The organism is Thermus sp. FJN-A (genome assembly GCF_054655095.1).
Genome location: NZ_BAAHSC010000167.1, coordinates 218,138 through 242,388 on the forward strand (window position 1 = coordinate 218,138; position 24,251 = coordinate 242,388).

30 protein-coding genes and 1 tRNA gene are annotated in these 24,251 nt (G+C 68.7%); 21 read left to right on the forward strand and 10 right to left on the reverse strand.

The genetic code is table 11. The features are described 5' to 3' along the window. Position 1 precedes the first annotated feature (1 nt). The 3 genes from ACYQ0J_RS04075 to ACYQ0J_RS04085 are packed head-to-tail and all read right to left on the reverse strand — an operon-like array spanning position 2 to position 1,796. The gene (locus ACYQ0J_RS04075; protein ID WP_460170899.1) at positions 2-964 is read right to left on the reverse strand and encodes a PilW family protein; all 963 of its coding nucleotides are present in this window, start codon (positions 962-964) and stop codon (positions 2-4) included. Beyond that, the gene (locus ACYQ0J_RS04080) at positions 924-1,361 is read right to left on the reverse strand and encodes a type IV pilus modification PilV family protein (protein WP_460170900.1); all 438 of its coding nucleotides are present in this window, start codon (positions 1,359-1,361) and stop codon (positions 924-926) included. The genes ACYQ0J_RS04075 and ACYQ0J_RS04080 overlap by 41 nt, the downstream gene beginning before the upstream one ends. 9 nt (positions 1,362-1,370) lie before the next feature. Then, positions 1,371-1,796, reverse strand: a complete 426-nt coding sequence (locus ACYQ0J_RS04085; RefSeq protein WP_460170901.1) for a prepilin-type cleavage/methylation domain-containing protein — start codon at positions 1,794-1,796, stop codon at positions 1,371-1,373. Between the two features lie 127 nt (positions 1,797-1,923). On the opposite strand from ACYQ0J_RS04085, the gene plsY reads away from it, so the two are divergent. The 11 genes from plsY to ACYQ0J_RS04140 all read left to right on the forward strand — a co-directional run bounded on the left by plsY (position 1,924) and on the right by ACYQ0J_RS04140 (position 9,323). After that, positions 1,924-2,523 carry a glycerol-3-phosphate 1-O-acyltransferase PlsY gene (gene plsY / locus ACYQ0J_RS04090; protein WP_460170902.1) on the forward strand — a complete coding sequence of 200 codons (600 nt, stop codon included), beginning with the start codon at positions 1,924-1,926 and terminating at the stop codon, positions 2,521-2,523. 9 nt (positions 2,524-2,532) lie between these two features. After that, the gene (locus ACYQ0J_RS04095) at positions 2,533-2,823 is read left to right on the forward strand and encodes a nucleotidyltransferase family protein (RefSeq protein ID WP_460170903.1); all 291 of its coding nucleotides are present in this window, start codon (positions 2,533-2,535) and stop codon (positions 2,821-2,823) included. 46 nt (positions 2,824-2,869) lie between these two features. Then, positions 2,870-3,157 (forward strand): HepT-like ribonuclease domain-containing protein, encoded by a 288-nt coding sequence (locus tag ACYQ0J_RS04100; RefSeq protein WP_460170904.1) that lies wholly within the window; start codon positions 2,870-2,872, stop codon positions 3,155-3,157. Beyond that, positions 3,150-3,833 carry a bacillithiol biosynthesis deacetylase BshB1 gene (gene bshB1, locus ACYQ0J_RS04105; RefSeq protein ID WP_460170905.1) on the forward strand — a complete coding sequence of 228 codons (684 nt, stop codon included), beginning with the start codon at positions 3,150-3,152 and terminating at the stop codon, positions 3,831-3,833. The genes ACYQ0J_RS04100 and bshB1 overlap by 8 nt, the downstream gene beginning before the upstream one ends. 42 nt (positions 3,834-3,875) lie before the next feature. Continuing rightward, positions 3,876-4,781 carry an ornithine carbamoyltransferase gene (gene argF / locus ACYQ0J_RS04110; RefSeq protein WP_460170906.1) on the forward strand — a complete coding sequence of 302 codons (906 nt, stop codon included), beginning with the start codon at positions 3,876-3,878 and terminating at the stop codon, positions 4,779-4,781. A gap of 4 nt (positions 4,782-4,785) precedes the next feature. After that, on the forward strand, positions 4,786-5,301 hold the full coding sequence (locus tag ACYQ0J_RS04115; RefSeq protein WP_460170907.1) for a Uma2 family endonuclease: 516 nt from the start codon (positions 4,786-4,788) through the stop codon (positions 5,299-5,301). A gap of 2 nt (positions 5,302-5,303) precedes the next feature. Beyond that, positions 5,304-6,341, forward strand: coding sequence for an N-acetyl-gamma-glutamyl-phosphate reductase (argC, locus tag ACYQ0J_RS04120; RefSeq protein ID WP_460170942.1), 1,038 nt, complete (start codon positions 5,304-5,306; stop codon positions 6,339-6,341). Then, complete coding sequence (gene argJ / locus ACYQ0J_RS04125) at positions 6,332-7,477, forward strand: bifunctional glutamate N-acetyltransferase/amino-acid acetyltransferase ArgJ (RefSeq protein WP_460170908.1); 1,146 nt, start codon at positions 6,332-6,334, stop codon at positions 7,475-7,477. The genes argC and argJ overlap by 10 nt, the downstream gene beginning before the upstream one ends. A gap of 532 nt (positions 7,478-8,009) precedes the next feature. Then, positions 8,010-8,582 carry a hypothetical protein gene (locus ACYQ0J_RS04130; protein WP_460170909.1) on the forward strand — a complete coding sequence of 191 codons (573 nt, stop codon included), beginning with the start codon at positions 8,010-8,012 and terminating at the stop codon, positions 8,580-8,582. A 28-nt stretch (positions 8,583-8,610) separates the two neighbouring features. Then, positions 8,611-8,889 carry a hypothetical protein gene (locus tag ACYQ0J_RS04135; protein ID WP_460170910.1) on the forward strand — a complete coding sequence of 93 codons (279 nt, stop codon included), beginning with the start codon at positions 8,611-8,613 and terminating at the stop codon, positions 8,887-8,889. After that, positions 8,886-9,323 carry a DUF420 domain-containing protein gene (locus ACYQ0J_RS04140; RefSeq protein ID WP_460170911.1) on the forward strand — a complete coding sequence of 146 codons (438 nt, stop codon included), beginning with the start codon at positions 8,886-8,888 and terminating at the stop codon, positions 9,321-9,323. The genes ACYQ0J_RS04135 and ACYQ0J_RS04140 overlap by 4 nt, the downstream gene beginning before the upstream one ends. Here ACYQ0J_RS04140 and minC read toward each other — a convergent pair. From minC to deoC, 7 genes are read right to left on the reverse strand one after another with little or no spacing between them, the layout of a single operon-like run. Further along, a complete protein-coding gene (gene minC, locus ACYQ0J_RS04145; protein WP_460170912.1) occupies positions 9,310-9,837 on the reverse strand; it encodes a septum site-determining protein MinC in 528 nt (175 codons plus the stop codon). The two genes, ACYQ0J_RS04140 and minC, sit on opposite strands and share 14 nt — an antisense overlap. A gap of 9 nt (positions 9,838-9,846) precedes the next feature. Next, entirely contained in the window at positions 9,847-11,598 is a 1,752-nt protein-coding gene (locus tag ACYQ0J_RS04150) for a penicillin-binding transpeptidase domain-containing protein (RefSeq protein ID WP_460170913.1), read from the reverse strand. Then, positions 11,595-12,056 carry a rod shape-determining protein MreD gene (gene mreD / locus ACYQ0J_RS04155; RefSeq protein ID WP_460170914.1) on the reverse strand — a complete coding sequence of 154 codons (462 nt, stop codon included), beginning with the start codon at positions 12,054-12,056 and terminating at the stop codon, positions 11,595-11,597. Before mreD ends, ACYQ0J_RS04150 begins: the two co-directional genes overlap by 4 nt. Continuing rightward, positions 12,053-12,841, reverse strand: coding sequence for a rod shape-determining protein MreC (mreC, locus tag ACYQ0J_RS04160; protein WP_460170915.1), 789 nt, complete (start codon positions 12,839-12,841; stop codon positions 12,053-12,055). The genes mreD and mreC overlap by 4 nt, the downstream gene beginning before the upstream one ends. Next, entirely contained in the window at positions 12,838-13,407 is a 570-nt protein-coding gene (locus ACYQ0J_RS04165; RefSeq protein WP_460170916.1) for a Maf family protein, read from the reverse strand. Before ACYQ0J_RS04165 ends, mreC begins: the two co-directional genes overlap by 4 nt. Next, positions 13,383-14,516, reverse strand: coding sequence for a phospholipase D-like domain-containing protein (locus tag ACYQ0J_RS04170; RefSeq protein WP_460170917.1), 1,134 nt, complete (start codon positions 14,514-14,516; stop codon positions 13,383-13,385). Before ACYQ0J_RS04170 ends, ACYQ0J_RS04165 begins: the two co-directional genes overlap by 25 nt. After that, entirely contained in the window at positions 14,506-15,165 is a 660-nt protein-coding gene (gene deoC / locus ACYQ0J_RS04175) for a deoxyribose-phosphate aldolase (protein ID WP_460170918.1), read from the reverse strand. The genes ACYQ0J_RS04170 and deoC overlap by 11 nt, the downstream gene beginning before the upstream one ends. A gap of 73 nt (positions 15,166-15,238) precedes the next feature. Here deoC and ychF point away from each other — a divergent pair, with 73 nt between their 5' ends. The 10 genes from ychF (at position 15,239) to ACYQ0J_RS04225 (ending at position 24,247) form a co-directional block, all read left to right on the forward strand. Further along, entirely contained in the window at positions 15,239-16,345 is a 1,107-nt protein-coding gene (gene ychF / locus ACYQ0J_RS04180) for a redox-regulated ATPase YchF (RefSeq protein WP_460170919.1), read from the forward strand. Between the two features lie 49 nt (positions 16,346-16,394). Further along, positions 16,395-16,468: transfer RNA gene (locus ACYQ0J_RS04185), tRNA-Gln, on the forward strand. Positions 16,469-16,509: 41 nt separating this feature from the next. After that, positions 16,510-16,872, forward strand: a complete 363-nt coding sequence (locus ACYQ0J_RS04190; protein ID WP_460170920.1) for a response regulator transcription factor — start codon at positions 16,510-16,512, stop codon at positions 16,870-16,872. Between the two features lie 97 nt (positions 16,873-16,969). Further along, positions 16,970-19,039 carry a transglycosylase domain-containing protein gene (locus tag ACYQ0J_RS04195; protein WP_460170921.1) on the forward strand — a complete coding sequence of 690 codons (2,070 nt, stop codon included), beginning with the start codon at positions 16,970-16,972 and terminating at the stop codon, positions 19,037-19,039. A gap of 13 nt (positions 19,040-19,052) precedes the next feature. Then, positions 19,053-19,784: an RNA methyltransferase gene (locus tag ACYQ0J_RS04200; RefSeq protein WP_460170943.1), complete on the forward strand. Its 732-nt coding sequence runs from the start codon at positions 19,053-19,055 to the stop codon at positions 19,782-19,784. Next, positions 19,771-21,318 carry a sensor histidine kinase gene (locus tag ACYQ0J_RS04205; protein ID WP_460170922.1) on the forward strand — a complete coding sequence of 516 codons (1,548 nt, stop codon included), beginning with the start codon at positions 19,771-19,773 and terminating at the stop codon, positions 21,316-21,318. The genes ACYQ0J_RS04200 and ACYQ0J_RS04205 overlap by 14 nt, the downstream gene beginning before the upstream one ends. Before the next feature lie 84 nt (positions 21,319-21,402). Continuing rightward, the gene (locus tag ACYQ0J_RS04210) at positions 21,403-21,897 is read left to right on the forward strand and encodes a low molecular weight protein-tyrosine-phosphatase (RefSeq protein ID WP_460170923.1); all 495 of its coding nucleotides are present in this window, start codon (positions 21,403-21,405) and stop codon (positions 21,895-21,897) included. After that, positions 21,860-22,648, forward strand: coding sequence for a fructosamine kinase family protein (locus ACYQ0J_RS04215; RefSeq protein ID WP_460170924.1), 789 nt, complete (start codon positions 21,860-21,862; stop codon positions 22,646-22,648). The genes ACYQ0J_RS04210 and ACYQ0J_RS04215 overlap by 38 nt, the downstream gene beginning before the upstream one ends. After that, positions 22,624-23,385 (forward strand): DUF4388 domain-containing protein, encoded by a 762-nt coding sequence (locus ACYQ0J_RS04220; RefSeq protein WP_460170925.1) that lies wholly within the window; start codon positions 22,624-22,626, stop codon positions 23,383-23,385. The genes ACYQ0J_RS04215 and ACYQ0J_RS04220 overlap by 25 nt, the downstream gene beginning before the upstream one ends. A 16-nt stretch (positions 23,386-23,401) precedes the next feature. Then, complete coding sequence (locus tag ACYQ0J_RS04225; protein ID WP_460170926.1) at positions 23,402-24,247, forward strand: pseudouridine-5'-phosphate glycosidase; 846 nt, start codon at positions 23,402-23,404, stop codon at positions 24,245-24,247. Positions 24,248-24,251 lie beyond the last annotated feature (4 nt).

Here is a 24,251-nt window from a genome sequence, read left to right on the forward strand (position 1 = left end):
CTCACCTCCTCAGCTCCACGGTCTCCGTGACGGTGAAGGTATCAGGTGTGCTCTTTCCGGGAAGGTTCCCGGGGCTCTGCCCCGTCAAGGCGACCCGTACGGCCCGCACCAGGGTGCCGATATACTTGCTGCCGCCCGGCGTGGCCGTATAGCCTTGGGTACTAAAGGCACCGGTGGCATCCTCTAGGGTGGGGTAAAAGACCAGGCGCGAGGACAGGGCGTTGGGGTCCTCCGGCACCCCGTACCAGACCTCCAGGCCCGTGATCCCAAAGGCCACGATGCCCGCCCCCTGGGTTCCGGTGCCATCGTAGCCCGTCATGCGGTAGAGGACCTTTCGGCCGGCCTCCAAAGGGTCGTCCCGCACGACATACGTGGCCAGGTCCACCTTAAAGAGGTAGGCGCTGCTCGTCCACTGGCCCGAGATCTTGTCATCGTTGTGCTGAACCTTGTCGCGGTTAGGGTTTGGAGGACCGGAGCAGGCTTGGGCGTAGTTGGCCAGGAGCTGGCGCTGGGTGATGCGCAGGAGCTGCACCTGGCCCCCGTTGTAGAGGAGGGCCAGGTCCCCCACCGCAAAGGAGCGGGCATCGCAGATCCCCGTCTCCGCCGAGTTCGTGAAGCTGTTTCCCGGGGGTTCGGCCACAGGGGAAGACTCCCCGGTTAGGCCCACGATGGCCACCTGGGTGTGGTTACTGCACGGCTTGGTGTCGTCACAGGGGCTCTGGTGCCACACGTGCAGGTAGGCCCCCGACCGTAGGTCCTGGGTGATGTAGTGCAGCGCTGCCCTAAGGTTCTGCTGGGTCTTCAACCGGAGGTCCTCGTGCCGCTTGTAATAGAGGGATTGGGTAAAGACGTTAAGGGTCAGGGTGGAGAGAACCCCAAGGATGGCCAGGGCCACAAGGAGCTCCACTAGGGTGAATCCTGCTCTATTGGTAGACGAGCGTGCTGAGCACAAAACTAGCCTCACCTCCTCCCGTCTTGCGGTAGAACGTGGTCACGGTTACGGTCCATACCTGGGGAGAGGAAGAGAAGCTCCGGGTCCGCACCGTGAAGCGAAAAGGTCCCCATTCTTGGTTCAGCACCGCCGGGTTTGGATCTCCCGCGGCCACGAACACCGGATCTCCCGCATAGTCGTAGCCGTATGGGTAGCTCTGCGCGGTGATGAAGGCGGTGAAGTCCAGGCTTTTGGCCCTGAACCGGTCGAGCCACGTTTCCGCCGCGGCTATGGCCCGCGCCCTTATTCGGTCGTCGCTGTTCATCCGCAGGCTGGAAACTACGCTGGTGGTAAAGGCCCCGGCCACCAACCCCAGGACCGCCAGGGCGATCAGCGTTTCGATCAAGGTGAGACCATGCGAGCGCCTCATTCCGCCTCCTCACAAGGACGCCGTCTTTACGGCCCCGGTCATGGAGAGGATTAGCCTAAAGGTCTTGGTGCCGTTGGTCAACCGGACCTCTGGGGCTACCACCCCTGCTCCCGTGGTGGGGAAACTTGCGCTGGTGCTGAGGAGCGTGCGGGGATCGAATTCCAACCACGCCCCCGCGGAGACGTTGGCGAAACTTACCCCTGGGGGCAAACTTCGCGTGAGCACCACAGAATACGAGGCGGGGTCTGTTTTCCTCTCCACCACGTAGCTTTGGCTTCCCACGATGCGGATGCGACAGTTGTCCCCCCAAGATAGGGCGTTGGTGCGGCAGGTTTGCACGTCTTGGGCGAAGGTATTGGCGGCATCCTCCAAGGTCAGCTGGCGGCGGAATCCCAAAAGGTTGGACCCCACCAGGCCGAGGACCACGGCCAGCACACCGATGACGACAAGCAGCTCTATAACTGTAAGACCTCGTTTTCCCACCATTGACCCCCCTAATCTACGTGTACCCCGCAGGGCTTCTCCAAGACATCCCCCAAATGGGGGGGTAAAATGCCCTGGCATGGTGGCGGTGCTCTTGATCCTCTTTTTGTCCTACCTCTTCGGCTCCATCCCCGCGGGCGTCCTGGTGGCCAGGACCTACGGGGTGGACATCCGCAAGGTGGGCTCGGGGAACATCGGGGCCACCAACGTCCTCCGCACCTTGGGCTGGGGCCCTGCCTTGGTGGTGGCCTTCTTTGACGTGTTCAAGGGAGGGATTGCCGTCCTCGTGGCCCGGGCCTTCGGGCTTTCGGAGTGGATGCTGGGCGGGGTGGCCCTCATGGCGGTGCTGGGGCACAACTACTCGGTCTTCCTGGCCTTCCGGGGGGGGAAGGGGGTGGCCACCAGCTTCGGCACCCTCCTCGTCTTGGACCCGGTGCTGGCCCTCTGGACCCTGCCCCTTGGGCTTTCCGTCATGCTCCTCACCCGTTATGTCTCGGCGGGGAGCATGACCGGGGGCGTGGCCGCCTTTGTCCTCTCCTTGGCCCTGGGCCGCCCCCTTTGGGAGGTGGCCACGGTCTTCCTCATGGCCCTCCTCATCTTCTGGACCCACCGGGAAAACCTCAAGCGCCTCCAAGAGGGCACGGAGCGGCGCTTGGGGGAGCGGGTGGAGGCGCGCTAAACTGGAGGCGTGCAGAAGGAGGAAGTCCTGGCCCTGCTCCGGTCCCGCTGGCCCGAGCTGCGCGCCCTGGGGGTAGCGGAGCTCTACCTCTTCGGCTCCTTGGCCCGGGGTGAGGCCCGGCCTGGAAGCGATGTGGACCTGCTGGTGGTTTTTCTCGCTCCCCCGGGCTTTGAAGGCTACTGGCGGGTGAAAGAGTTTTTGGAGAGCCTCCTTGGGCGGCCTGTGGACTTGGTGATGAAGGGAGCCCTGAAGCCTTGGGCGGCGTCCGAGGTGTTGAGGGAGGCCGTCCGTGTCGCGTAGCCATTGGCTTTTCCTTCGGGATACGCTGGAGGCTTGCGAAAAGGTCATGCGCTATACCGAGGGCCTTGATTTTGACGCCTTCGTCCGAAACGAGCTGGTTTACGATGCCGTGCTTCGTAACCTGGAAGTCCTTGGTGAGGCGGCGGAGAAGGTGCCGGGCTCCATTCGGGCCCGCTATCCCTGGGTGGAGTGGCGGGCAATCGCCGGATTGAGGGATGTTTTGGCCCACGCCTACTTCGCCTTGGACGACGCCACGCTTTGGGATGTCGTGGCGCGCAAGGTTCCGGCGCTGGCGGGGGAGCTTCGGCGGATCCTGGAGGAGGAGAATGCTTGATCTGTTGGTCATCGCCCCCCACCCCGATGACGGGGAGCTGGGCTGCGGCGGAACCCTCGCCCGGGCCAAGGCGGAGGGGCTTTCCACGGGGATTCTGGACCTCACCCGGGGGGAGATGGGCTCCAAGGGCACCCCGGAGGAAAGGGCTAGGGAGGTGGCCGAGGCAAGCCGGATCCTGGGGCTGGACTATAGGGGCAACCTGGGGCTTCCCGACGGGGGGCTTGCCGACGTCCTGGCACAACGATTGGAGCTTGCCCAGGCCCTAAGGCGGCTTAGGCCCAAGGTGGTGCTCGCCCCCCTCGAGGCCGACCGCCACCCCGACCACACCGCGGCAAGCCGCCTGGCGGTGGCCGCGGTCCACCTGGCGGGCCTCAAGAAGGCCCCCCTGGAGGGGGAGCCTTTCCGGGTGGAGCGCCTCTTCTTCTACCCGGGCAACCATCCTTTCACCCCCAGCTTTCTGGTGAAGATCTCCGCCTTCATAGACCGGTGGGAGGAGGCGGTGCTGGCCTATAAGAGCCAGTTTTCCGGCGAGGCCGCCAGCGAGACCGTGGGGCCCAAGGGGGTGGAGGCCCGAAAGGCCATGCGGCAGTACTGGGGGAACTACCTGGGGGTGGATTACGCGGAGCCCTTCGTGAGCCCCCTGCCCCTGCTCCACGTGCCCTGGGGCCGGGCCTAGGCCTTGCATAACTTTGCAAGCCTGGGGTATGCTATAGGCCTCATGGCGGGAGACGCCCTCACCCGGCCCAAAGACCTCTTGGATTTTTCCGCCTATGGGCGCAAGGAGCTCGAGGCCCTCTTGGCCCTGGCGGAGCGCCTGAAGAAGGAAGCCTACCGGGGAAGGGACCTTGCGGGGAAGGTCCTGGCCCTCCTCTTTGAGAAGCCCTCCCTGCGCACCCGCACCACCCTCGAGGTGGCCATGGTCCACCTGGGGGGGCATGCGGTCTACCTGGACCAGAAGCAGGTGGGCATCGGGGAAAGGGAGCCGGTGAAGGACATCGCCAAGAACCTGGAGCGCTTCGTGGAGGGGATCGCCGCCCGCGTCTTTCGGCACGAGACCGTGGCGGCCTTGGCCCAACACGCCAAGGTGCCGGTGGTGAACGCCCTTTCCGACCGGGCCCACCCCCTGCAGGCCCTGGCCGACCTCCTCACCCTGAAGGAGGCCTTTGGGGGGTGGGAGGGCCTCGAGGTGGCCTGGGTGGGGGACGGAAACAACGTCTTGAACTCCCTCCTGGAGGTGGCCCCCCTGGTGGGCCTGAGGGTGCGGGTGGCCACCCCTAAGGGGTACGAGCCGGACCCCTCCCTCATGCGCAAGGCGGGCGCCTTCTTCACCCACGATCCCAAGGAGGCCGCCTTAGGGGCCCATGTCCTTTACACCGATGTCTGGACCAGCATGGGCCAGGAGGCGGAGCGGGAGAGGCGCCTCAGGGACTTCCAGGGTTTCCAGGTCAACGGGGACCTCCTAGGGCTCCTCCGCCCGGATGGGATTTTCCTCCACTGCCTCCCCGCCCACTACGGGGAGGAAACCACGGAGGAAGCGGTCCACGGGCCCAGAAGCCGCGTCTTTGACCAGGCGGAAAACCGTCTCCACACCGCCAAAGCCGTCCTCCTCACCCTGCTAAAGTAGGGGTATGGTCCGGCCCTACCGCTTTAGCCTGGAGGAGTTCCTGAGGCTTCCCCTGCCGGAGAAGGGGGTGGAGCTCCTCGAGGGGGAGGTCTACCAGATGGCGCCTATAGGTCCTCGGCACGCCTATACCGTGAACCGCTGGAACCGGGTTTTCTCTAGCCTCCCTGAAGTCTACGTCCAGGTGCAAGGCCCCCTGGTCCTTCCCCCGGACACCTACCTGGAACCCGACCTCGTCCTGCTTCGGCCTGGGGATTACCGCGACCGTCTGCCGCATCCCGAGGATGTCCTCCTTGTGGTGGAGGTGGCGGACGCTTCCCTAGAGTATGACCTCACCAAGAAAGTCCCCCTTTACGCCAAGGCCGGGGTGCCGGAGGTCTGGGTGCAGGACCTCCTGGGGGGGCGGCTTCTCCTCTTCCGTACCCCGGAGGGCGACCACTACCGGGAACAGATCTGGGTGAAGCCTGGGGAAAGGGTCTCCCCCCTGGCCTTTCCCGAGGCCGAGCTGGAGGTCCCGTGGTAAGGGTGGGGATCCTGGGGGCCTCGGGGTACGGGGGGGGGGAGCTGATCCGCCTCCTCAAGGCCCACCCCGGGGTGGAGCTGGTGGGCTTTTCCAGCCGCAAGTACGAGGGGAAGCCGCTCTCCTCCGCCTGGCCCCAGCTTTGGGACGAAAGGCCCTTCGCCTCCCAGGAAGAGGTTTTGGAGCGGGCGGAGGTGGTCTTTCTCGCCCTGCCTAACGGGCTTGCCATGGAGATCGCCCCGAAGGCCCTGAAGGCGGGCAAAAGGGTCATTGACCTCTCCGGGGACTTCCGCCTGCCCCCCGAGGTCTACGAGGCCTGGTACCGCATCCCCCACAAGAGCCCTGGGCTCTACAAGGAGGCGGTCTACGGGCTCCCCGAGCTCCACCGGGAGGAGCTTAGGGGGGCCAGGCTCGTGGCCAACCCCGGGTGCTACGTGACCGCGGCCACCTTGGCCTTGGCCCCCCTGGCGGCGGAGGGGGTTTTGCGGGGAGCCTTCGTGGTGGGCCTAAGCGGGGTCTCCGGGGCGGGGCGGGAAGGGGAGGGCACCTTCTATGCCGAGGTCAACGAGAACCTCAGGCCCTACAAGGTGGGGGGGACCCACCGGCACGTCCCCGAGATGGAGCAGAACCTAGGCCGCCTCCTGGTCCAAGGGCGGAAGGTGCGCACCCACGGAGAGGCGAAGGTGGTGCGGCTTTCCTTCACCCCCCACCTGGTGCCCATGACCCGGGGGATCCTGGTCACTGCGGAGGCGGAGGTGGAGGGAAGCTGGAGCCAGGAGGCCTTGGACGCCCTCTACCGCGACTTCTACGCCGAGGAACCCTTCGTGCGGGTGCTGGAAGGCCTTCCCGAGACCAAGGGCACTTTGGGGAGCAACCGGGTGGACCTCAAGCCCCTTTACGAGGAAAGGACGGGGCGGGTGATGGTCTTCGCCGCCTTGGATAACCTGGTGAAGGGCATGGCGGGGCAGGCGGTGCAGAACCTCAACCTGATGGTGGGGTTTGCCGAGGAAACCGCCTTGCCCAGGGAGGGGATATGGCCGTGAGGTTGCCCTTGGGTTTCCGCGCTGGGGCGGTGCGGGCGGGGATTAAGCCCTCCGGCAAGCCGGACCTGGCCCTTCTGGTCTCCGGGCTCCCCGCCGCTTGGGCCTACGCCGCCACCCAGAACCGGGCCGCCGCCCCTTCCATCCATAGGGGCCGGGCCCTTCACGCCGCCGGGCACCCCTTACGGGCGGTGGTGGTGAACGCGGGCAACGCCAACTGCGCCACCGGGGAAAGGGGCTATAGGGACGATGAGCGCATGGCGGAGGCGGCGGCCCTCCGCCTGGGTCTTTCCCCAAGGGAGGTCCTCACCGCCTCCACCGGGGTGATCGGGGTGCCCTTGCCGGTGGAGCGGGTGGAGGCGGGCCTGCCCCAGATCGTCCTCACCCCGGAGGCGGACGCCTTTGCTGAGGCCATTCTCACCACGGACCTCGTGGCCAAGGTGGCCGAGGCCCAGGTGGAAGGGGCAAGGGTCGTGGGCATCGCCAAGGGGAGCGGCATGATCCACCCCAACATGGCCACCATGCTGGCCTTTTTGGTGACGGATGCCGCCCTTCCCCAGGAGGCCCTGAGGGCGGGGTGGCGGGGGGTGGTGGAGCGCACCTTTAACCAGGTGACGGTGGACGGGGACACCTCTACGAACGATCTGGCCCTCCTCATGGCCAACGGGGCCTATGGGGAGGTGCCCCTTGGGGCCTTCTGGGAAGGGGTGGAAGCCGTGGCCCGGGAGCTCGCCAAAAAGATCGCCCGGGACGGGGAAGGGGCCACCAAGCTCATGACCGTGCGGGTGGTGGGGGCGGCCACGGAGGAGGAGGCGAGACGGGCGGCAAGGGCCATCGCGGCCAGCGCCCTCTGGAAAAGCGCCCTCTACGGCAACGACCCCAACTGGGGAAGGATTTTGGCGGCGGTGGGCAACTCCGGGGCCCGGTTTGACCCCATGCGGGTGCGCATCGCCCTCCAGGGCATCCTCCTTTACGCCGGGGGGGTGCTCCCCTTTGACCGGGAAAGGGCGAGCCAGGCCATGCGGGCCGAGGAAGTAGAGGTTCTGGTGGACCTTCAGGAAGGCCAGGGGGAAGGGGTGGCCTGGGGGTGCGACCTGACCGAGGGGTATGTGCGGATCAATGCCTTGTACACTACCTAGTTCCTCTTCCTTTTTGAAGAAAGAAGGTGTACCCTGGGGGAGGAAAGGAGGTAAAAGATGAAACGGTTGTTGGTAGCTATCCTTTTGGTCGCTGGCCTTTCCTCCCTCTCCCTGGCCCAATCCCCGGGTTACGGTCTCTATTCGGGCTGGCCCACCTATTTGGGCGTTCAGTTCCAGACGGCCAACCTTCGTCTCGGGGCAGGGTTGGGTTGGTTCGGTTTTGCGGGAGACGCGGGGCTTATCCTGGCCAAGAGTGCCATCCCCACGGAGCAGGGGGTTTCTCTGGACTGGTACTACGGTGCTGGTGTGGGGGTGGGGATATGGTCCTTCTATGGCACAGGGGGGTTTACCGTATTTCCCCATGGGCTTCTGGGGGTGGAATACCGCTTCCCGGGGATGCCCTTTAGCGCTTATGGAGAGGTGAATGTGGGGGTGACGGTGGGTCTAGGTACGTTGACAAGGTTCTACCCCGACTTTGCCGGCCGCGTGGGGGTGATCTTCCGCTAGACCAGGGTACGCTAACATGGGGGGGATGCGCTGGCGTCCCCTCCTTTTTGTCCTTTTGCTTTCCTCCTGCGCCCGGCCCGACGCGGTCCCCCCTGAGATCGGCCTGGTGGAGCCCCTGGGCGGGGCGGTAGCCCCGGGGCGCACCTTGGCGGTGGAGGGGTACGCCTTTGACCCGGCGGGCGTGGTGAGCGTGCGGGCGGGCGGGCAGGAGGTCTTGCCCCCCGAGGAAAAGGGCAAGCGGCTCGTGCGCTTCCGTTTCCGCCTCCAGGCCCCCACCTCCGGGCAGGTGGAACTCCTTTTGCAGGCGGAGGACGCCCTGGGCAACCGGGGGGAGAAACGGGTGCCCCTGGTGCTGGACGCGGTACCACCCCGCATCCTGGTGGAGCGGGTGGAACGGGTAGGAAGCCTTTACCGGGTGTACGGACGGGTGGAGGACAACGTCCGGGTGGAGCGGGTGGCGGTGGAGGTGGGAGGGCGTTTCACGCCGCTTTCCCTGCCCAAGGAGGCCTCGGTGGCCTTCTCCGCCGAGGTGCCTATGGGAGCGCGTTTGGTGGCGGTGGACGCCGCGGGAAACCGGGCGACGCGCAGGGTGCCCTGAAGGGGCTTGTGGTACACTGCCTGGCGGTATGCAGGGCTTGGGGGAAACCTTGGTGGAGCTGGCGCGGGCGCTGCGGGAAACGCCCCCTGAGCTCGCCCAGGTCCCAAGGCTTCGGGCCATCGTCAAGCTGCTGCACCGCCTGCCCCCAGGCCGGGAGCGGGATGGGCTTTTGGCCGTGGCCTACCTGCGCCTTTACCAGCTGGAGGCGCGGGAGGAGGACTACCTCAGGGGGTACAGCTACGGGAGGACCGCTCGGCTGGAGCGGGTACGCCTCTTGGGGGAGCGGTTGGGGGAGGGGGAGGGATGAAGGAGACGCTGGGGTTGCTCGCCATCTGGGCCATCGTGCTCTCCGGTTTGGCCTTGCTCGGGGGCGTGGCCCTCATCAAGCGAGGAGAGCGGGCGTGGCACCACCGGGCCATGCTCACGGCCACGGCCTTGGCCGGGCTCTTTCTGGTCTTTTACCTGGCCAAGTGGGCGCTTTACGGCACCACCGCCTATGGCGGCCCTGAAGCCTGGCGGGGGGCATACTACTTCGTCCTCCTTACCCACACCGTGCTTGCCGCCCTAAACGGCCCCCTGGCCCTCTACGTGATCTGGCGGGCCTTCCGGGGAGAGTTCACCCTGCACAAGCGCTGGGCCAAGGTCTTGGTACCCATTTGGCTCTACGTGGCCCTCACGGGCTGGGTCATCTACTGGGTGTTGCAGCGTTACGGGTCGGATACGGGCACTATCGCTTTTTGAAGGGCTCCACCACGATCTGGCCATCCAGGACCTTGGCCATCTCCGGGCCCCTTCCCGCTTCCTCCTCGGGGGCCTGGGCCAGGTGCGGGCCGATACGGATCTGCTTGGCGGCGAGTTCCAGGGCGAAGATGAAGCGATCCGCGTCCCCACTTGCCCCCGCGTGGGCCAGGCCCCGGAGCTTGCCCACCACGATCACGTCTCCCCCGGCCACCACCTCGGCCCCGGGGTTCACGTCCCCCAGGACGACCACGGTGCCCGGGTGCTCCACCCGCTCCCCGGAGCGCAGGGTTTTGCTGAGGACCAGGGTTCCTGCCAGGGCCCGGTTCCTGGGGGGTACCAGGGTCAAGGGGTGGCCTAGGGCGAGGAGGGCTTCCATCACGCCCTGGCTCACGGGGCCCGCCACCTCCACCTCCAGGGGAAGCCCCTCGGGGAGGCTTAAGGCGCGCACCTCTTCCGGGGTCTCGCCCCCGTCCAAGCGGAGGGCCAGGGCCTTGGGGGTGGCGCGGAGCCGCATGGGCCCATTCTACCGGGCCTGGGCGGCTTCCTGGTCCAGGCTCCAGTAGGCCGCCATCACCTTGCGCACCGCGGGCAGGGCCACCCGGCTTCCCTCGCCCCCGTTCTCGAAGAAGGCCACCACCACCAGGGGGGGGTAGGGGGTGCCGGGCTCCGCGGGCCCGTAGCCCATGTACCAGGCGTGTTCCAGACCCGCACGCTTGCCCGGGGTTTCCGCCGTGCCCGTCTTGCCCCCGGTGGGGACGGGGAAGCTGCCTAGGATGTGGCGGGCCGTGCCCTCCTTCACCGTCTTGCGCAGGCCCTCCTGTAAGGTGGACCAGAAGCGGCCGGGCACGGGCTCCAGGCGGGGGGGGACCTCCTCCTGGCCCAGGCGCTTCACCAGGCGGAGGCGGGGCCTCTGGCCCCCGTTGGCCAGGGTGGCCAGCATCCGGGCCACCTGGGCCGGGGTGGCGAGAACCGGCCCCTGGCCGATGGCCACGGACAGGGTCTCCCCTGGGTACCAGGGTTCCTTGAAGGTTTCCCGCTTCCAGGCCCGAGTGGGAAGGAGGCCCGGGCGCTCGGCGATTTCCAAACCCGTGGCCTCCCCGAGGCCCAGGAGGCGGGCCCTTTGGGCCAGGCGGTCCACCACCCCCAGGGGGTCTTGGGCCACCGCCTGGTAGTACCAGGTGTTGCAGCTCCAGGCGATGGCCTCCTTGACCGTCATAGGCCCCATGTCCCGGTTCGCCCAGTTGCGGCGCACCTGCCCCCCGAAGACGATGTAGGGGCTGCACCGGTAGGAGGTGGAAGGGCCCACGTAGCCCTCTTCCAAAAGCGTGTAGCTGGTGGCCAGCTTGAAGGTGGAACCGGGGGTGTACGGCTGGACCGCCCGGTTCAGCAGGGGGAGGTCGGGGTCCCGGAGGAGGGCCTGGACTTCCCGGGGTACGGGACGCCGGGCGAAGAGGCCTGGGTCAAAGGAGGGGGCGCTGGCCATGGCCAGGACTTCCCCGCTTCGCGGGTCCAGGGCCACGATGGCTCCCTTGACCCGTTTGGCGGGGGGAAGCCCCCGGAGCTTCCGCCCCGCGTTGATGTCGGCCAAGGCTTCCTCCAGGGCCCTTTCCGCCGCCCGCTGCAGGTCCAGGTCCAGGGTGAGCACCACGTCCTTTCCGGGCACGGGTTCCTCCAGGACGCTCTCCCGGAGCCGTTCCCCCCGGACGTTCACCTCCACCGCCCTCACCCCCCGCTTCCCCCGGAGGTAGGGTTCCAGGGCGGCCTCGAGGCCCGCCTGGCCCACCTGTTCCTCGGGGCTGTATCCCCGCTTCACCTGCTCGGCATTGGCCTGGAGGACGTAGCCCAAGACGGGCCCGGAGATGGGGTTCGGGTAGTGGCGCTCAATGCGCTCCCTGAGGTAGAGGTTTTTCTGCCCTGCGGTGAGCTCGGCCAAGGTGGGGAGGAGGGGGTCGGGGACCCCCGCCAATAGGACCGTGGGGCCTTCCACCCGGGGAAGCTCCTTCAGGCCCAAGAGGGGCAGGAGCCTTTCCTGGAAGGCCACATCTCCCCCCTCGTACACCAGGTCCACCACCAGCCGGTCCTGGGCGATCACCCTCCCCTTGCGGTCCAGGATCCGCCCTCTGGGCGCGGGGATGCCTTCAGTCTTCAGGTAGTTGCCCTGGCTTCGCAGGGCGTACTTCTCGTGCTCTAGCACCTGGAGCTGCCACGCCCTGAGGCCCAGGAGGCCAAAGGCCACCAGGAAGAAGAGCATGAGGGCGTGGAGCCGGCTCGTCATGGTTCCCTGCGGGGCCCTGCCAGGCGCAGGGCCAGGAGGTAGAAGGGGAGTGTAAAGAGGCCCTCCTGGAGGAGGTCCAGGGGCACCAAGGGGGGGAGGTCCAGGCGGAGCCAGTAGGCCACCAGAAAGTAGCCCGCCCACTTGGCCAAGAAGGCCCAGAGGAAGGCGAAAAGAGCCCCCAGACTCTCCCCCGCCGCCAGACGGCGGCTTGCGGCGTAGAAGGCGTAGCTGGCGCTCAGGAGCCCCACCGCGTGCACCCCCAGAAGGCCAAAGCCCAGGAGGTCCTGAAGAAGCCCTAGGAGGAAGGCCCCGGTGAGCCCCAGGTAGTAGGGCCGGGAACGGGCGTACCAAAGGGCCAGGACCAGGAAAAGGTCTGGCGCGAGGAGCCCAGGGGGCCACAAGGGGCTAAGCAGGCCGGAGATGAGGAGGGTGGCGAGGAGGGCCAGAAGGGGCTTCATAGGGGCCTCAGCACGATGACCTCTTCCAGGAGGGAGAGCTCCACCAAGGGTTTCGCCCAGGCCCTTTGCTTGAGCCCCCCCTGCACCCTCTCCACCCGCTCCACCCGGCCCACGGGGATGCCGTCGGGGAAGAGCCCCAGGGGGCTTCCCGTGAGGAGGAGGTCCCCGGGGGCCACCTTCACCGTGGGGGGGAAGTCCGCCACCAGGTGGTCGGGAGGCGCGCCCCGGGCCACCCCTCGCCCCGGGGACTTCTCCGGGCGCACCCCCACCTGGCTTTCCGGGTCCAAAAGGGTGCGCACCAAGGCCTGGCGCTCCCCCACCTCCACCACGAGCCCCACCAGGCCCTCGGGGGCGGTGACGGGCATGCCCACCCTGAGCCCGTCCCGCTCCCCCAGGCCCAGGACCAGGCGGCGGTAGAGGCCGGAGAGGTCTTCCCCCACCACGGGGGCCACCGCCACCACCCCGGGGGCCTGGGCCCGGCGCACCTCCAGGGCCCGGGAGAGGCGTTCCACCTCTCTTAGAAGCCTGCGGTTTTCCGTCTCCAGCTCGGCTACCCGCGCCTGCAGGCGGCGGTTTTCCCCGTAGAGGTCCCGCCGGTCCAGGAGGGCGGCAAGCCCCGCCCCCAGGTTCTGCCCCAGGCGGTGGCCCAGGGCGGGCAGGGGGGCGGTGAGGGGGGAGAGGGTGAGGGCCACCCGGGGGGCCAGGGGGCGGGTCAGGGCGGCCAGGGTCAGGCCCAGGAGAAGGAGGAAGAGGAAGAGGCCCCGCCTCAGGGCCCGCTCGCTCATGGCCGGAACCCCCTTTCCCAAAGCAGGGCGAAGACCCGGGCCACGGGCAGGCCCACCACCGTGTAGAAGTCCCCTTCCACCCCTTGGATGAGGGCCATGCCGAGCCCCTGGGCCCCGTAGCCCCCCGCCTTGTCCAGGCCCTCGCCGCTTGCCACGTACCAGGCGATCTCCTCCTCGGAGAGCCTCCGGAAAAAGACCCGGGCGGTGTGAACCTCCTCCACCAGGCCCTGGGGCGTGCGCAGGTAGAAGGCGGTGTGCACTAGGTGGGACTTTCCCGAAAGTCGCCTTAGGAAGGCCCGGTTTTCCTCAAAGTCCTTGGGCTTGCCCAAAACCTCCCCCTCCAGGTCCACCACGGTGTCCGCGGCGAGCACCCATAGCCCCGCCACCCTTTCTCCCTTCCTCCGGGCCAGGGCCTGGGCGAGGGCCCTGGGGGGAAGGGGAAGGTCTTCCTCCTCCACCCTGGGGACCACGACCTTAAGGGGGTAGCCCAGGGCCTCGAGGAGGGCCCTCCGCCTAGGGCTTCCCGAGGCCAGGGTCAGGACTAGAGGGGCCGTCCTTCCTCCCATAGCCTGAGGACCTCCCTCCGGTACGCCGCGGCCAGGGCGGGGCTTTTCAGGACCAGGAGGTTCTCGTTGTTCACCTGCCAGGCCCGCCCCGTGAAGTTGTAGCTTCCCGTAACCACCCAGGTTTGGTCCAGGACCATCACCTTGTGGTGCATGGTGTAGGGGTTGCCGTCTTGGCGGAGGGGGATGCCCGCTTGGCGGAGGTCTTCCACCCGGCTGTCCTTGAGGTTTCGGGTTTCCAGGAGCACCCGCACCGCCACCCCCCGGCGGTGGGCCTCCCGGAGGGCTTCCACCGCCTCCCGGTCCGTGAGGACGAAGGCCGCCACCAAGACCTCCTCCCGGGCCTCCGCGAGCCTTCTCAGGATCGCCTCCCGGGCCAGACCCCCTCCCCTGGGGCTGAAGTAGGCCACGCCCTCCACCCCCTCCAGGGCGAAGGCCACGGGCTGGCCCAGGCCCTCCTTCTGCCCGCCGAAGAGGGACTGGAACTCCCGGGCATACCCCTGGGCCAGGGTGGGGGAGGGGAGGAGGAGGCTGTTTTCGTTGTTGCGGGCGAAGGCGTTCCAGGTCATGTTGGTGCTCCCCGTGAAGACCGCCTCCCCGTCCACCACCAAGAACTTGTGGTGCATGAAGCCCTCCCGCTCGTCGTAGCACACGGGGATCCTCACGATCTCCTCGCAGTCCAGGGAAAGGGGCTTGACCCTCTCTCGGAGTTCGGCGAGGCGCACCCTCGGGGGCTCCTGCCTTTGGCCCAGGCTCGCCGCCACCAAGTAGCGGCGGAAGTCCTCCCGGAAGTCGCTCTCCCCGTAGAGCCTCACCTTCACCCCCCGCTCCTTCGCCGCGAGGAGCCCCCGGGCGATCTCCAGGTCGCGGAACTCGTAGAAGGCCCCCTCCAGGCTTTCCCGGGCCGAGGCCATGAGGGCCAGGAGCCTCCCCTTGGCCCGCTCCCCCTCCTCCGGCATAAAGTAGACCTCAACCGAGCCTACCTCCAGGGGGGCTGGGGCGGGGCCCGGCCGGAGTTCCTGGAAGAGCCACAGGAGGGCCAGGGCCAGGAGGATCACGTAGCCGGGGAGCCCGGCCAGGGTGGGCCTCCGCCTGCGCCTCCTAGTACCCATGCCCCTCCTTGCCCGCCACCAGGGCCACCCCGCTGGAGGTGCCCAGGCGAGTGGCCCCCGCCTCCAAGAGCCTCAGGGCGGTTTCCCGGTGGCGGATGCCTCCAGCGGCCTTCACCTGGGCCCTGCCCCGGGCCACCTCCACCAGGAGCTCCACGTCCTCGAGGGTGGCCCCCCGGGGCCCGAAGCCCGTGGAGGTCTTTAGGAAGTCCGCCCCGCCCCGGATGGCGGCCTCGGCCAGGGCCCTAAGCGCCTCGGGGGTGAAGTAGCCGGTTTCCAGGATGACCTTCAGCACGGCCCGGGGCACCGCCTGGCGCACGGCGCGCACCTCCTCTTCCACGTGGGCCAGGTCGCCCGCCCTGGCGCGCCCCAGGTGGATGACCATGTCCACCTCGTCCGCCCCCCGGGCGTAGGCCAGGGCGGCCTCGAGGGCCTTCACCTCCTTCTCCTGGTAGCCCAAGGGGAAGCCCACCACGGTCACCAGGCGGAAGGGCGCGTGGGGGTAGTGGGCCCGCACCAGGCTCACGTAGGAGGGGGGGATGCACAGGCCGAAGAAACCGTGCGCCAAGGCCTCTTCCGCCACCTTTAGGACCTCTTCCGGGGTGGCGGTGGGTTGCAGCAGGGTGTGGTCTATGTGGGCGGCCAGGTCCATACCCTGCCATCATACGCAAAGGACGTGATAGGATGGATAGAGGCCCCAGGACGGGGCTTTTTTTGAGGTCAAGATGCTGGCTGTAGGAATCGTCGGTCTACCCAACGTGGGCAAGTCCACCCTCTTCAACGCCCTGACCCGGGCGGGGGCCCTGGCCGCCAACTACCCCTTCGCCACCATTGACAAGAACGTGGGGGTGGTGCCCCTGGAGGACGAAAGGCTTTACGCCCTGCAGAGGGTCTTCGTCAAGGGGGATAGGGTCCCCCCCGTGGTGCCCACCCACGTGGAGTTCGTGGACATCGCCGGCCTCGTCAAGGGGGCCCACCGGGGAGAGGGGCTTGGCAACCAGTTCTTGGCCCACATCCGCGAGGTGGCGGCCATCGCCCACGTCCTCCGCTGCTTCCCTGACCCCGACGTGGTCCACGTGATGGGCCGGGTGGACCCCTTGGAGGACGCGGAGGTGGTGGAGACCGAGCTCCTCTTGGCGGACCTCGCCGCCTTGGAAAGGCGGCTTGAGCGCCTCAGGAAGGAGGCCAGGGCCGACCGGGAAAAGCTTCCCCTCTTGGGGGCGGCAGAGGCCCTCTACGCCCACCTACAGGAAGGAAGGCCTGCCCGCACCTTCCCCGTTTCCGAGGAGGCCCGCCGCTTCCTGAAGGAAACCCCCCTCCTCACCGCCAAACCCGTGATCTACGTGGCCAACGTCTCCGAGGAGGACCTGCCGGAGGGGGAAGGAAACCCCCACGTGGAGGCGGTGCGGGGGAAGGCGAGGGCGGAGGGGGCGGGGTTCGTGGTGGTTTCCGCCCGCCTGGAGGCGGAGCTGGCCGAGCTCCCCCCGGAGGAGGCCAGGGAGCTTTTGGCCGCCTACGGCCTGAGGGAAAGCGGCCTGCAGCGCCTGGCCAAGGTGGGCTATGCGGCCTTGGGGCTCATCACCTTCTTCACCGCCGGGGAGAAGGAGGTCCGGGCCTGGACCGTGCGCCGGGGGGCCAAGGCCCCGGAGGCGGCAGGGGAGATCCACTCCGACATGGAAAGGGGTTTCATCCGGGCCGAGGTCATTCCCTGGGAGAAGCTGGTGGAGGCCGGGGGGTGGGCCCGGGCCAAGGAAAGGGGTTGGGTCCGCCTCGAGGGCAAGGAGTACGAGGTCCAGGACGGGGATGTGCTCTACATCCTCTTCAACGCCTGAGGGGGCATTTGACGCGGGGCCGGTCTTGCCCTACAATCCCCTTGGACGCTGGGGCGTCGTCTAATGGCAGGACAGCGGACTTTGGATCCGCCGGTCGTGGTTCGAGTCCACGCGCCCCAGCCATTTTTCATGCCGTTTTCGCGCCCTTTCGGTAGACTGGCCCCGTGGCGGCGGATTATCCGGGGTTGCTCCTATTAAGCCGCAACGAGGCCCTGCGGGCTTATGTGGACCTGATCCTCTCCGAGCGGGGGATTCCCGTCCGCCACTTCAACCTGGCCCGGGAGGGCCTCTTCTGGCTCCTGGACCACACCCCTAGCCACGTCCTTTTGGACGAGGACCTGGACGTGGACCCGTTTTCCGCCGCCGCCCGCATCCGGCACGTGAAGCGCCTAAAGCACGTGCCCGTAGGTATCCTCATCGCTCCCTCGGAGAAGATGCGCACCACGGCGGAGGTGGTGCGCGTGACCCCTATAGAGAAGCCCTTGACCCGGGAAAAGCTCTTCCGCTTTCTGGGCCTGAGCGCCTAATGCCACCCCGTGCTGGCTTGCGCCAGCATGGGGGCCCCGGTAAATGGGCCGGGCGAAGCAGGAAGGGTAGAAGGGGCTTTTGGGTAAACTGGGGGCCGTGCGGGTCTTGCGCCTTCTCCTCTTCCTGGTGGCGGGGCTTGTGGCCGGGGCGGGCTTGGCCCTGGCCTACCTGGCCTACGCGTACACCCGCGACCTCCCGGACCTCGGCCAGTTTGAACGCCTGCGCCTCACGGCCACCTCCACCCTCTACGCCCGGGACGGTACCCCCTTGGCCCAGATCGCCAGCGTGGAGGAGGGGCGGGCCATCCACCGGAGCCTGGTGCGGCTTTCCGAGGTGTCCCCGGCGGCGGTGGCCGCCCTGGTCTTCTCCGAGGACCGCCGCTTCTTCCAGCACTACGGGGTGGACCCGGTACGGCTCTTCGGAGCCCTTTACGCGGTTTTGCGGGGCGATCTGCAGGGGGGGAGCACCATCACCACCCAGGTCATCAAGAACACCCTGCTGAAGGAGCTGGCCCAGGCCCGTTCCCTGGAGCGGAAGTTCAAGGAGTGGGCCCTGGCCCTGGAGCTGGAGCGGCGCTACACCAAGGAGGAGATCCTGGAGATGTACCTGAACGTGGTGCCCTGGGGCGGGAACGCCGTGGGGATCAAGGGGGCGGCCGAGGCCTACTTCGGCAAGGACCCCGCGGCCCTCAGCCTGGCGGAGGGGCTCTACCTGGCCGTCCTCGTGCCCGCCCCAAACGCCCGCTACCAGGACCTCCCCGGGGTGCGGCAGAGGATGCGCCTTCTCCTGGACCAGATGGTGGCCGAGGGCTGGGTGAGCCGGGAAGCGGCGGAGGCGGCCTGGCGCGAGCCCCTGGTCCCCAAGGGGTGGCGGGCCCGCTACGACGAGGAGGGGAACCTCCTGGAGGCCCGCCTGGTGGACCCCGAGGCCCGCATCCTGCGGCAGCTGGACTTCCGCATGGCTCCCCACTTCGTCCTGGAGGTGCGCCGCTTCCTGGAGGCCCGTTTCGGCCGGGAGAAGGTCTATGGAGAGGGGGGGCTTAAGGTCTACACCACCCTGGACCCCGCCATGCAGCGGGCGGCGGAGGCCGCGGCCAAGAGGGCCCGGTTGCCGGAGGGGGCCGAGCTGGCCTTGGTGGGCCTGGACCCGGAGACGGGGGAGGTCCTGGCCCTGGTGGGGGGGGTGCGCCGGGAGGGGGACGAGTACAACCGGGCCACCCGGGCCCTAAGGAACCCGGGCAGCGCGGTGAAGCCCTTCGTCTACGCCACCGCCTTTGAGGAGGGCTGGACCCAGGCCACCCTGGTCCCGGACCGCCCCCTGGAGTTCCCCGACCCTAGCCAGCCCGGGGGCATCTGGCGGCCCAAGAACTTCTCCGGCACCTTCCTGAACCGGGAGATCAGCGTGCGCTATGCCCTGGACCTCTCCCTCAACCTCCCGGCCGTCTACACCGCCCAGGCCATCGGGGTGGAAAAGGTGGCCAGGAAGCTGTCCGAAGCCGGGTTCGCCGTGAAGTACCCCACCCTGGCCATCGCCATCGGCGGGGCCTCCATCACCCCCGTGGACCTGGCGGCCGCCTACGCCGCCTTCGGGAACGGGGGTTACCGGGTCACCCCCCTCTACGTGAGGCGGGTGGAGGATGCCCGGGGCCAGGTGCTTTACCAGGCTACCCCGGAGCGGCGCCGCCTTTTTGACCCCTTGGTGGCCTATCAGGGGTGGGATCTCTTGAAAGGGTACGTCTACGACCTGGGGGAGAAGGGCCTGGCCAAAGGGGCCCGGATTCCCGGCCGCGTGGTGGGGGGGAAGACCGGCACCACCAACGAGGCCCGCGACCTCTGGTTTGCCGGGGTTACCCGGGGGCTCGCTGCGGTGGTCTGGGTGGGGCGGGACGACAACCAGCCCATGCGGATGGGGGGCAGGGAGCCCAGCAGCTCCGTGGTTAACCCCCCCATCTGGCGGGATTTCGTGGCCGAGGCCCTGCGGGGCCGGCCCGGGGGGGAGGTTTCGCCCCCCTCGGGGCTGGTCCCGGTGCGCCTGGACCTCCTCTCGGGCACCCCTAGCCCCCAGGGGGTGGAGGTCTTTGTGCCCCAAGACAAGGTGCCCATGGCCCCCCCGCCCGTGGGGGAGGGCGCGGTCCGGGAGGGGGCTCCCCCCGCCCAGTCCCCCTGAAGGAGGCGCCGTGCTGAGCCGCGTGCGCGTGGTCTTGGTGGAGCCCCAGGAGCCCATGAACGTGGGGGCCGTGGCCCGGGCCATGCGGAACTTCGGCCTCTCCCGGCTCTACCTGGTCAATCCCGCCCCGAGGGTGGGCCCCCCGTGGGCCCGGGAGGCGTACTGGTTGGCGGTGCACGCGGAGGAGGTGCTGGACCGGGCGGTGGCGGCCCAAAGCCTTCTGGAGGCCCTTCAGGGGGTGAGCCTGGTGGTGGCCACCACGGGCAGGCCCCGGGAGCTCTACCCGGCCCCGGTGGTGCCTGCCTGGGAGGTGCCAGAGCATGTGCGGGCGGTTTCGGGGGAGGTGGCCCTGGTGTTCGGCCGCGAGACCTTTGGCCTCACCAACGAGGAGCTGGACCTGGCCCACCTGATCGGTACCATCCCCACCGCCCCCGAGCAGCCCTCCTTGAACCTGGCCCAGGCGGTGGTGGTCTTCGCCTACGAGCTCTTCAAGGCGGCTTCCGGTGGGGGAGAGGCCGGGCTGGAGGAGCTCGCCAGGGTGGAGGCCCTGGAGGGGTTCTTCGCCGACCTGGGCCGGTACATTCTGGAGACGGGCTTCACTGATCCCCACCGCTACCCCTACGCCATGCGCCGCCTGCGGCGCATCTTCCACAAGGCCAGGCTCTCTCCCGGGGAGGTGCAACTCCTCAGGGGGCTTCTGCACCAAAGCCGGTACGTGATGGGGAAGAAGGATGGCCAGCCATAACCTTTACCGCCTCGTCCGCCTCGCCCAGAGGCTTCTGCCGCCCCTGATCGCGGCGGTGGTGGTGGTCTTTGAGCTCGCCCTGCTGCCCTACCGCCATGTGGACAGCGTGCTCTGGCTTCGCCTGGGCTTCTACGCCCTGGTGGGCCCTTTGGTCACCTACGCCGTTTTGGAGTGGATCGCCCAGGAGGTGCTGGAGAAGGTGCGGGCCGAGCGGGCCCTGGAGGAGGCCAACCGGCGGCTGCAGGCGGCGGGCCGGACCTTTCGGGAGGCCCTGGAGAGCGAGAACCTGGAGGAGGCGGTCCACCGCGTGGCCCGGGTCCTGGGGGAGACCCTGGGCTATCCGGTGGCCCTCGAGGCGGAAGGGGTGCGCGCCGGAGAGGAGTGCGGGGGAGTTCGGGTGGAGCTGCCCGGCCTCAGGGGCTTCCTGGAAGCCTGCCCCCCGGCGCCGGAGCGGGCCTTCCTGGAGGTGCTGGCCCACGAGGTGGCGGGGGCCTTGCAGGCGGTGGTGGCCCGAAGCCGGGACCGCCTCACCCTCTTTGAGGTGGACCAGGCCCTGAAGGCGGAGGCCAACCTGGACCGCCTCCTGGAAGGCCTCCTGGAGCGGATCCAGGCCTGGGCCGAGGCGGAGGGGGCCGGGGTCCTCCTCTTGGACGAGGAGGGCTTCCTCCTTCCCCGGGTGGTCAGGGGGCTCTCCCTGCCCGGCCACCCCTTCCTGCCGGAAGGGCCCTGGAAAGGCGCCTTGGCGGGTCCCATCTTCGTGGCGCCCGATACCCTGGCCCTGCCCCTCAAGGCCCGGGAGACCGTGGGGGTGCTGGTGGTGAAGGGCAAGGACCTTTCCCGGCGCATCCCCTTCCTCTCCTTCTTGGCCTCGCAGGTGGCCTTGGCGGTGAGGAACGCCCAGGCCTACCTGAAGGCGGAGGAGCTCGCCATCAACGAGGAGCGCACCCGCATCGCCCGGGAGATCCACGATGGCATCGCCCAGAGCCTGGCCTTCATGGCCCTGAAGCTGGACCTGGCGGAACGGCTTTGGGACAAGGACCGGGAGGCGGCCCTGAAGGCCCTGGCGGAGGTCAAGGAAACCCTTAGGGGGCAGATCCGCGAGGTGCGGCGGAGCATCTTCGCCCTAAGGCCCATAGACTTGGAGCGCTACGGCTTCCTGGAGTCCGTGCGCCGCTACGCCCAGGCCTTCGCCGAGCAGGCGGGCTTCCGGGTGCACCTTTCCCTCCCGGAGGGGGTGGGGCTTTCCCAGGCCAGCGAGCTGGTCCTCTTCCGCGTCCTGCAAGAGGCCCTCACCAACGCGGCCAAACACGGCAAACCCAGCCGGGTGGAGGTGGTCTTGGAGCCCTTGGGGGAGCGAGGGGCGAGGCTTTGGGTGCGGGACAACGGCAAGGGCTTCCAAAACCCCGAGGCCCAGGGGCTTGGGGGTTTCGGCCTCACCCAGATGCGGGAAAGGGTGGAGGCCCGGGGTGGGCGCTTCCTGGTGCGCTCCACGCCGGGGAAGGGCACGGAGGTGCTGGCCGAGGTGCCCTACTGAAGTACCCCAAAGGGGCTTGCCCGCGGGGGCGGGGGGCGGAAGGCCGCGGGTGGCCCAGCCCCTCAGGGCGGGTATCATGGGGGCATGGAGCGCCGGATTGGGGTCCTCTTCGTCTGCCTGGGGAACATCTGCCGAAGCCCCTTGGCCGAGGGGGCCTTTCGCAAGCTCCTGCGGGAGCGGGGCCTCGAGGACCGGTTTTTCGTGGACTCTGCGGGGACCGGGGCCTGGCACCAGGGGGAGCCCATGGACCCCCGGGCCCGCCGGGTGCTGGAGAGAGAAGGGGCCTACTTCCCCCACGTGGCCCGGCAGATGACCCGGGAGGACGCCCGCCTCTACCACCACATCCTGGCCATGGACCGGGAGAACCTCGCCGAGGTGGAGCGGCGCTTCCCCGAGGCCAGGGGCAAGGCCCGGCTCCTCCTGGACTACCTGGGCGGGGGCGAGGTGAAGGACCCCTACTACGGGGACCTGGAGGACTGCCTCGAGGCCTACTGGACGGTGGAGGCCGCGTGCCGGGCCTTTTTGGAACACCTGGAGCGGGATGGAGCCCTGGGCGCTCTTTCGCCGGGCGGGGCTTGAGGTCCAAGCCCCTGTCCAGCCCCTCCACGGCGGGGACATCGCCCGGGTCTACCGGGTGGGCCCCTACGTGGCCAAGGTGGCGGAGGGGGCGCCTAGGGGCCTGTTCCAGGCGGAGGCCCGGGGGCTTGCCGCCCTGGGGGCGCGGGGCGTGCGGGTGCCCCGGGTGTACTTTGCGGGGGAAGAGGGGATTTTGCTGGAGTACCTGCCGGAAGGCCCCCCAGATTGGGAGGCCTTGGCGGGCATGCTGGCCGCCCTGCACCGCCAGCGCGAGCCCGAGTACCGGGCCGAGCCCGGCTTTCTGGGCACCTTTCCCCTCCCCGGGCGGGCGGGGGGGGATTGGACGGAGTTCTTCTTCCTGCGGTGCGTGGAGCCTCTCCTGAAGGCCACCTGGAAGACCCTGGGGGAGCTCGCCCCCAAGGTGGAGGCCCTCTTCCGAAGGCCGCTTCCCACCGAGGGCCCTGCCCCCCTGCACGGGGACCTCTGGCGCGGCAACGTCCACTTCTCCCGGGAAGGCCCCGCCCTCCTGGACCCCTCCTTCTTCGTGGGGGAGCGGGGGGTGGACCTGGCCATGATGGCCCTCTTCGGGGGGTTCCCCGGGGAGTTCTGGCGGGCCTACCGGGCCCTGTACCCCATTCCGGAGGAGGTGGAGCGGGCGCTACCCCGCTACCAGGTCTACTACCTCCTGGCCCACGTCCACCTTTTCGGAGAAGGGTACCTCGGTCCACTATGGAAGGCGATTTCCGCCTCCTAGGACCCATTGACCTCCTGCAGCTCCTGGCCCAGGGGGGCAGGACGGGGGTCTTTGCCGTGGAGGTGGGGCGCGAGCGGGGCGAGGTCTACCTGGAACGGGGCAGGCCCGTGCACGCCGCCTTCCTGGGCAAGGTGGGGAAGGAGGCCCTTCTGGAGGTGCTGGCCCTAAAGGAGGGGCGGTTTCGCTTTCTGCTTTCCGTAAGGCCCCCTCTGAGCTCCCTGGAAGGGCCCCTGGAGGCCTACCTCCTGGAGGCGGTGCGCCTCTTGGATGAGGGGGTGGAGGTGGGTCCCTTTGACCTGGTGCGGCCTGAGCCTAAGGCGCAGGCGGTCCAGGCCACCCTGGACCCGGTGGAGCTCTCCCTCCTTCTGGCCCTGGGCCCGGGCAGGAGCGCCCTGGACCTGGCCGCGGGGCTTTCCCTCCCCCTGGGCGAGGTGATGAGGCGCCTTGGGCACCTGGCCCGTTTGCGCCTGGTGGCGGTCTTGCCCCGGGTCCCCCGCACCGTCAGGCTCAAGGTGGTCCTGGGGCACAAGGGGGCCCAGGTGGAGGCCCTCCTCCTCGCCACCTGGCGGGAGCACTACGGCCCCTTCCGCCAGGTGCGGGTGAAGGGAGCGCGGGAGGTGCTTTTGGCGGTGGAGGGGGCTGAGGGGGTGGGGGTGGAGCTCAGGCTAGCCCCGGAACTCCTCCTCTTCCACGGGCTTAAGGTGGGGGAGGAGGTCCTGGTCTGGCCGGAGGTGTGAGTGGTATCCTGCCCCCATGGCGGAAGCCCTGGTGGCCCTGGAGTCTGCGGTCCTCACCCACGGCCTTCCCTACCCCCTGAACCGGGACACGGCGGAGGCCCTGGAGGAGGCGGTACGGGCCGAGGGGGCCACGCCCAAGACCATCGCCCTCGTGCGGGGGGAGGTGCGGGTGGGCCTCTCCCCGGAGGAGCGGGAGGCCCTGGCCCAAGGGGGGGCGGAGAAGGCGAGCCTCTGGAACCTGGCCGCCCTCCTCGCCCAGGGGAAGAGCGCGGGCACCACCGTGGCGGCCACGGCGCACCTGGCCCACCGCCACGGCATCGCGGTCTTCGCCACGGGGGGCGTGGGCGGGGTGCACCCCGAGCCCTTTGACGAGAGCGCGGACCTCTTGGCCCTCTCCCGCACCCCCATCCTGGTGGTCTCCTCGGGGCCCAAGGCCATCTTGGACCTCCGGGCCACCCTGGAGCGTTTGGAGACCCTAGGGGTCGGCGTGGTGGGTTACCGCACGGACCACCTCCCCGCCTTCTTCGCCCCCACTTCCCCCTTCCCCGTGCCCGCCCGGGTGGAGACGCCCCTCGAGGCTGCCTTGGTCTACCGCAAGGCCCGGGAGCTGGGCCTGGGGGCGGTCCTCCTGGTGAACCCCGTCTCCCAGGGGTTGCCCTACGAGCAGGTGGCGGCCTGGGTGGAGGAGGCGAGCCGCCAGGCGGCCCAGGAGGGGGTCTTCGGCAAGGCCCTCACCCCTTACCTGCTGAGGGAGCTTTCCCGCCGCTCCCAGGGGGAGACGGACCGGGTCAACCGGAGGCTCCTCCTGGAAAACGCCCGCCTGGCGGCCCGGGTGGCCCTGGCTCTCGCCGGGCTAGAATAGGCTT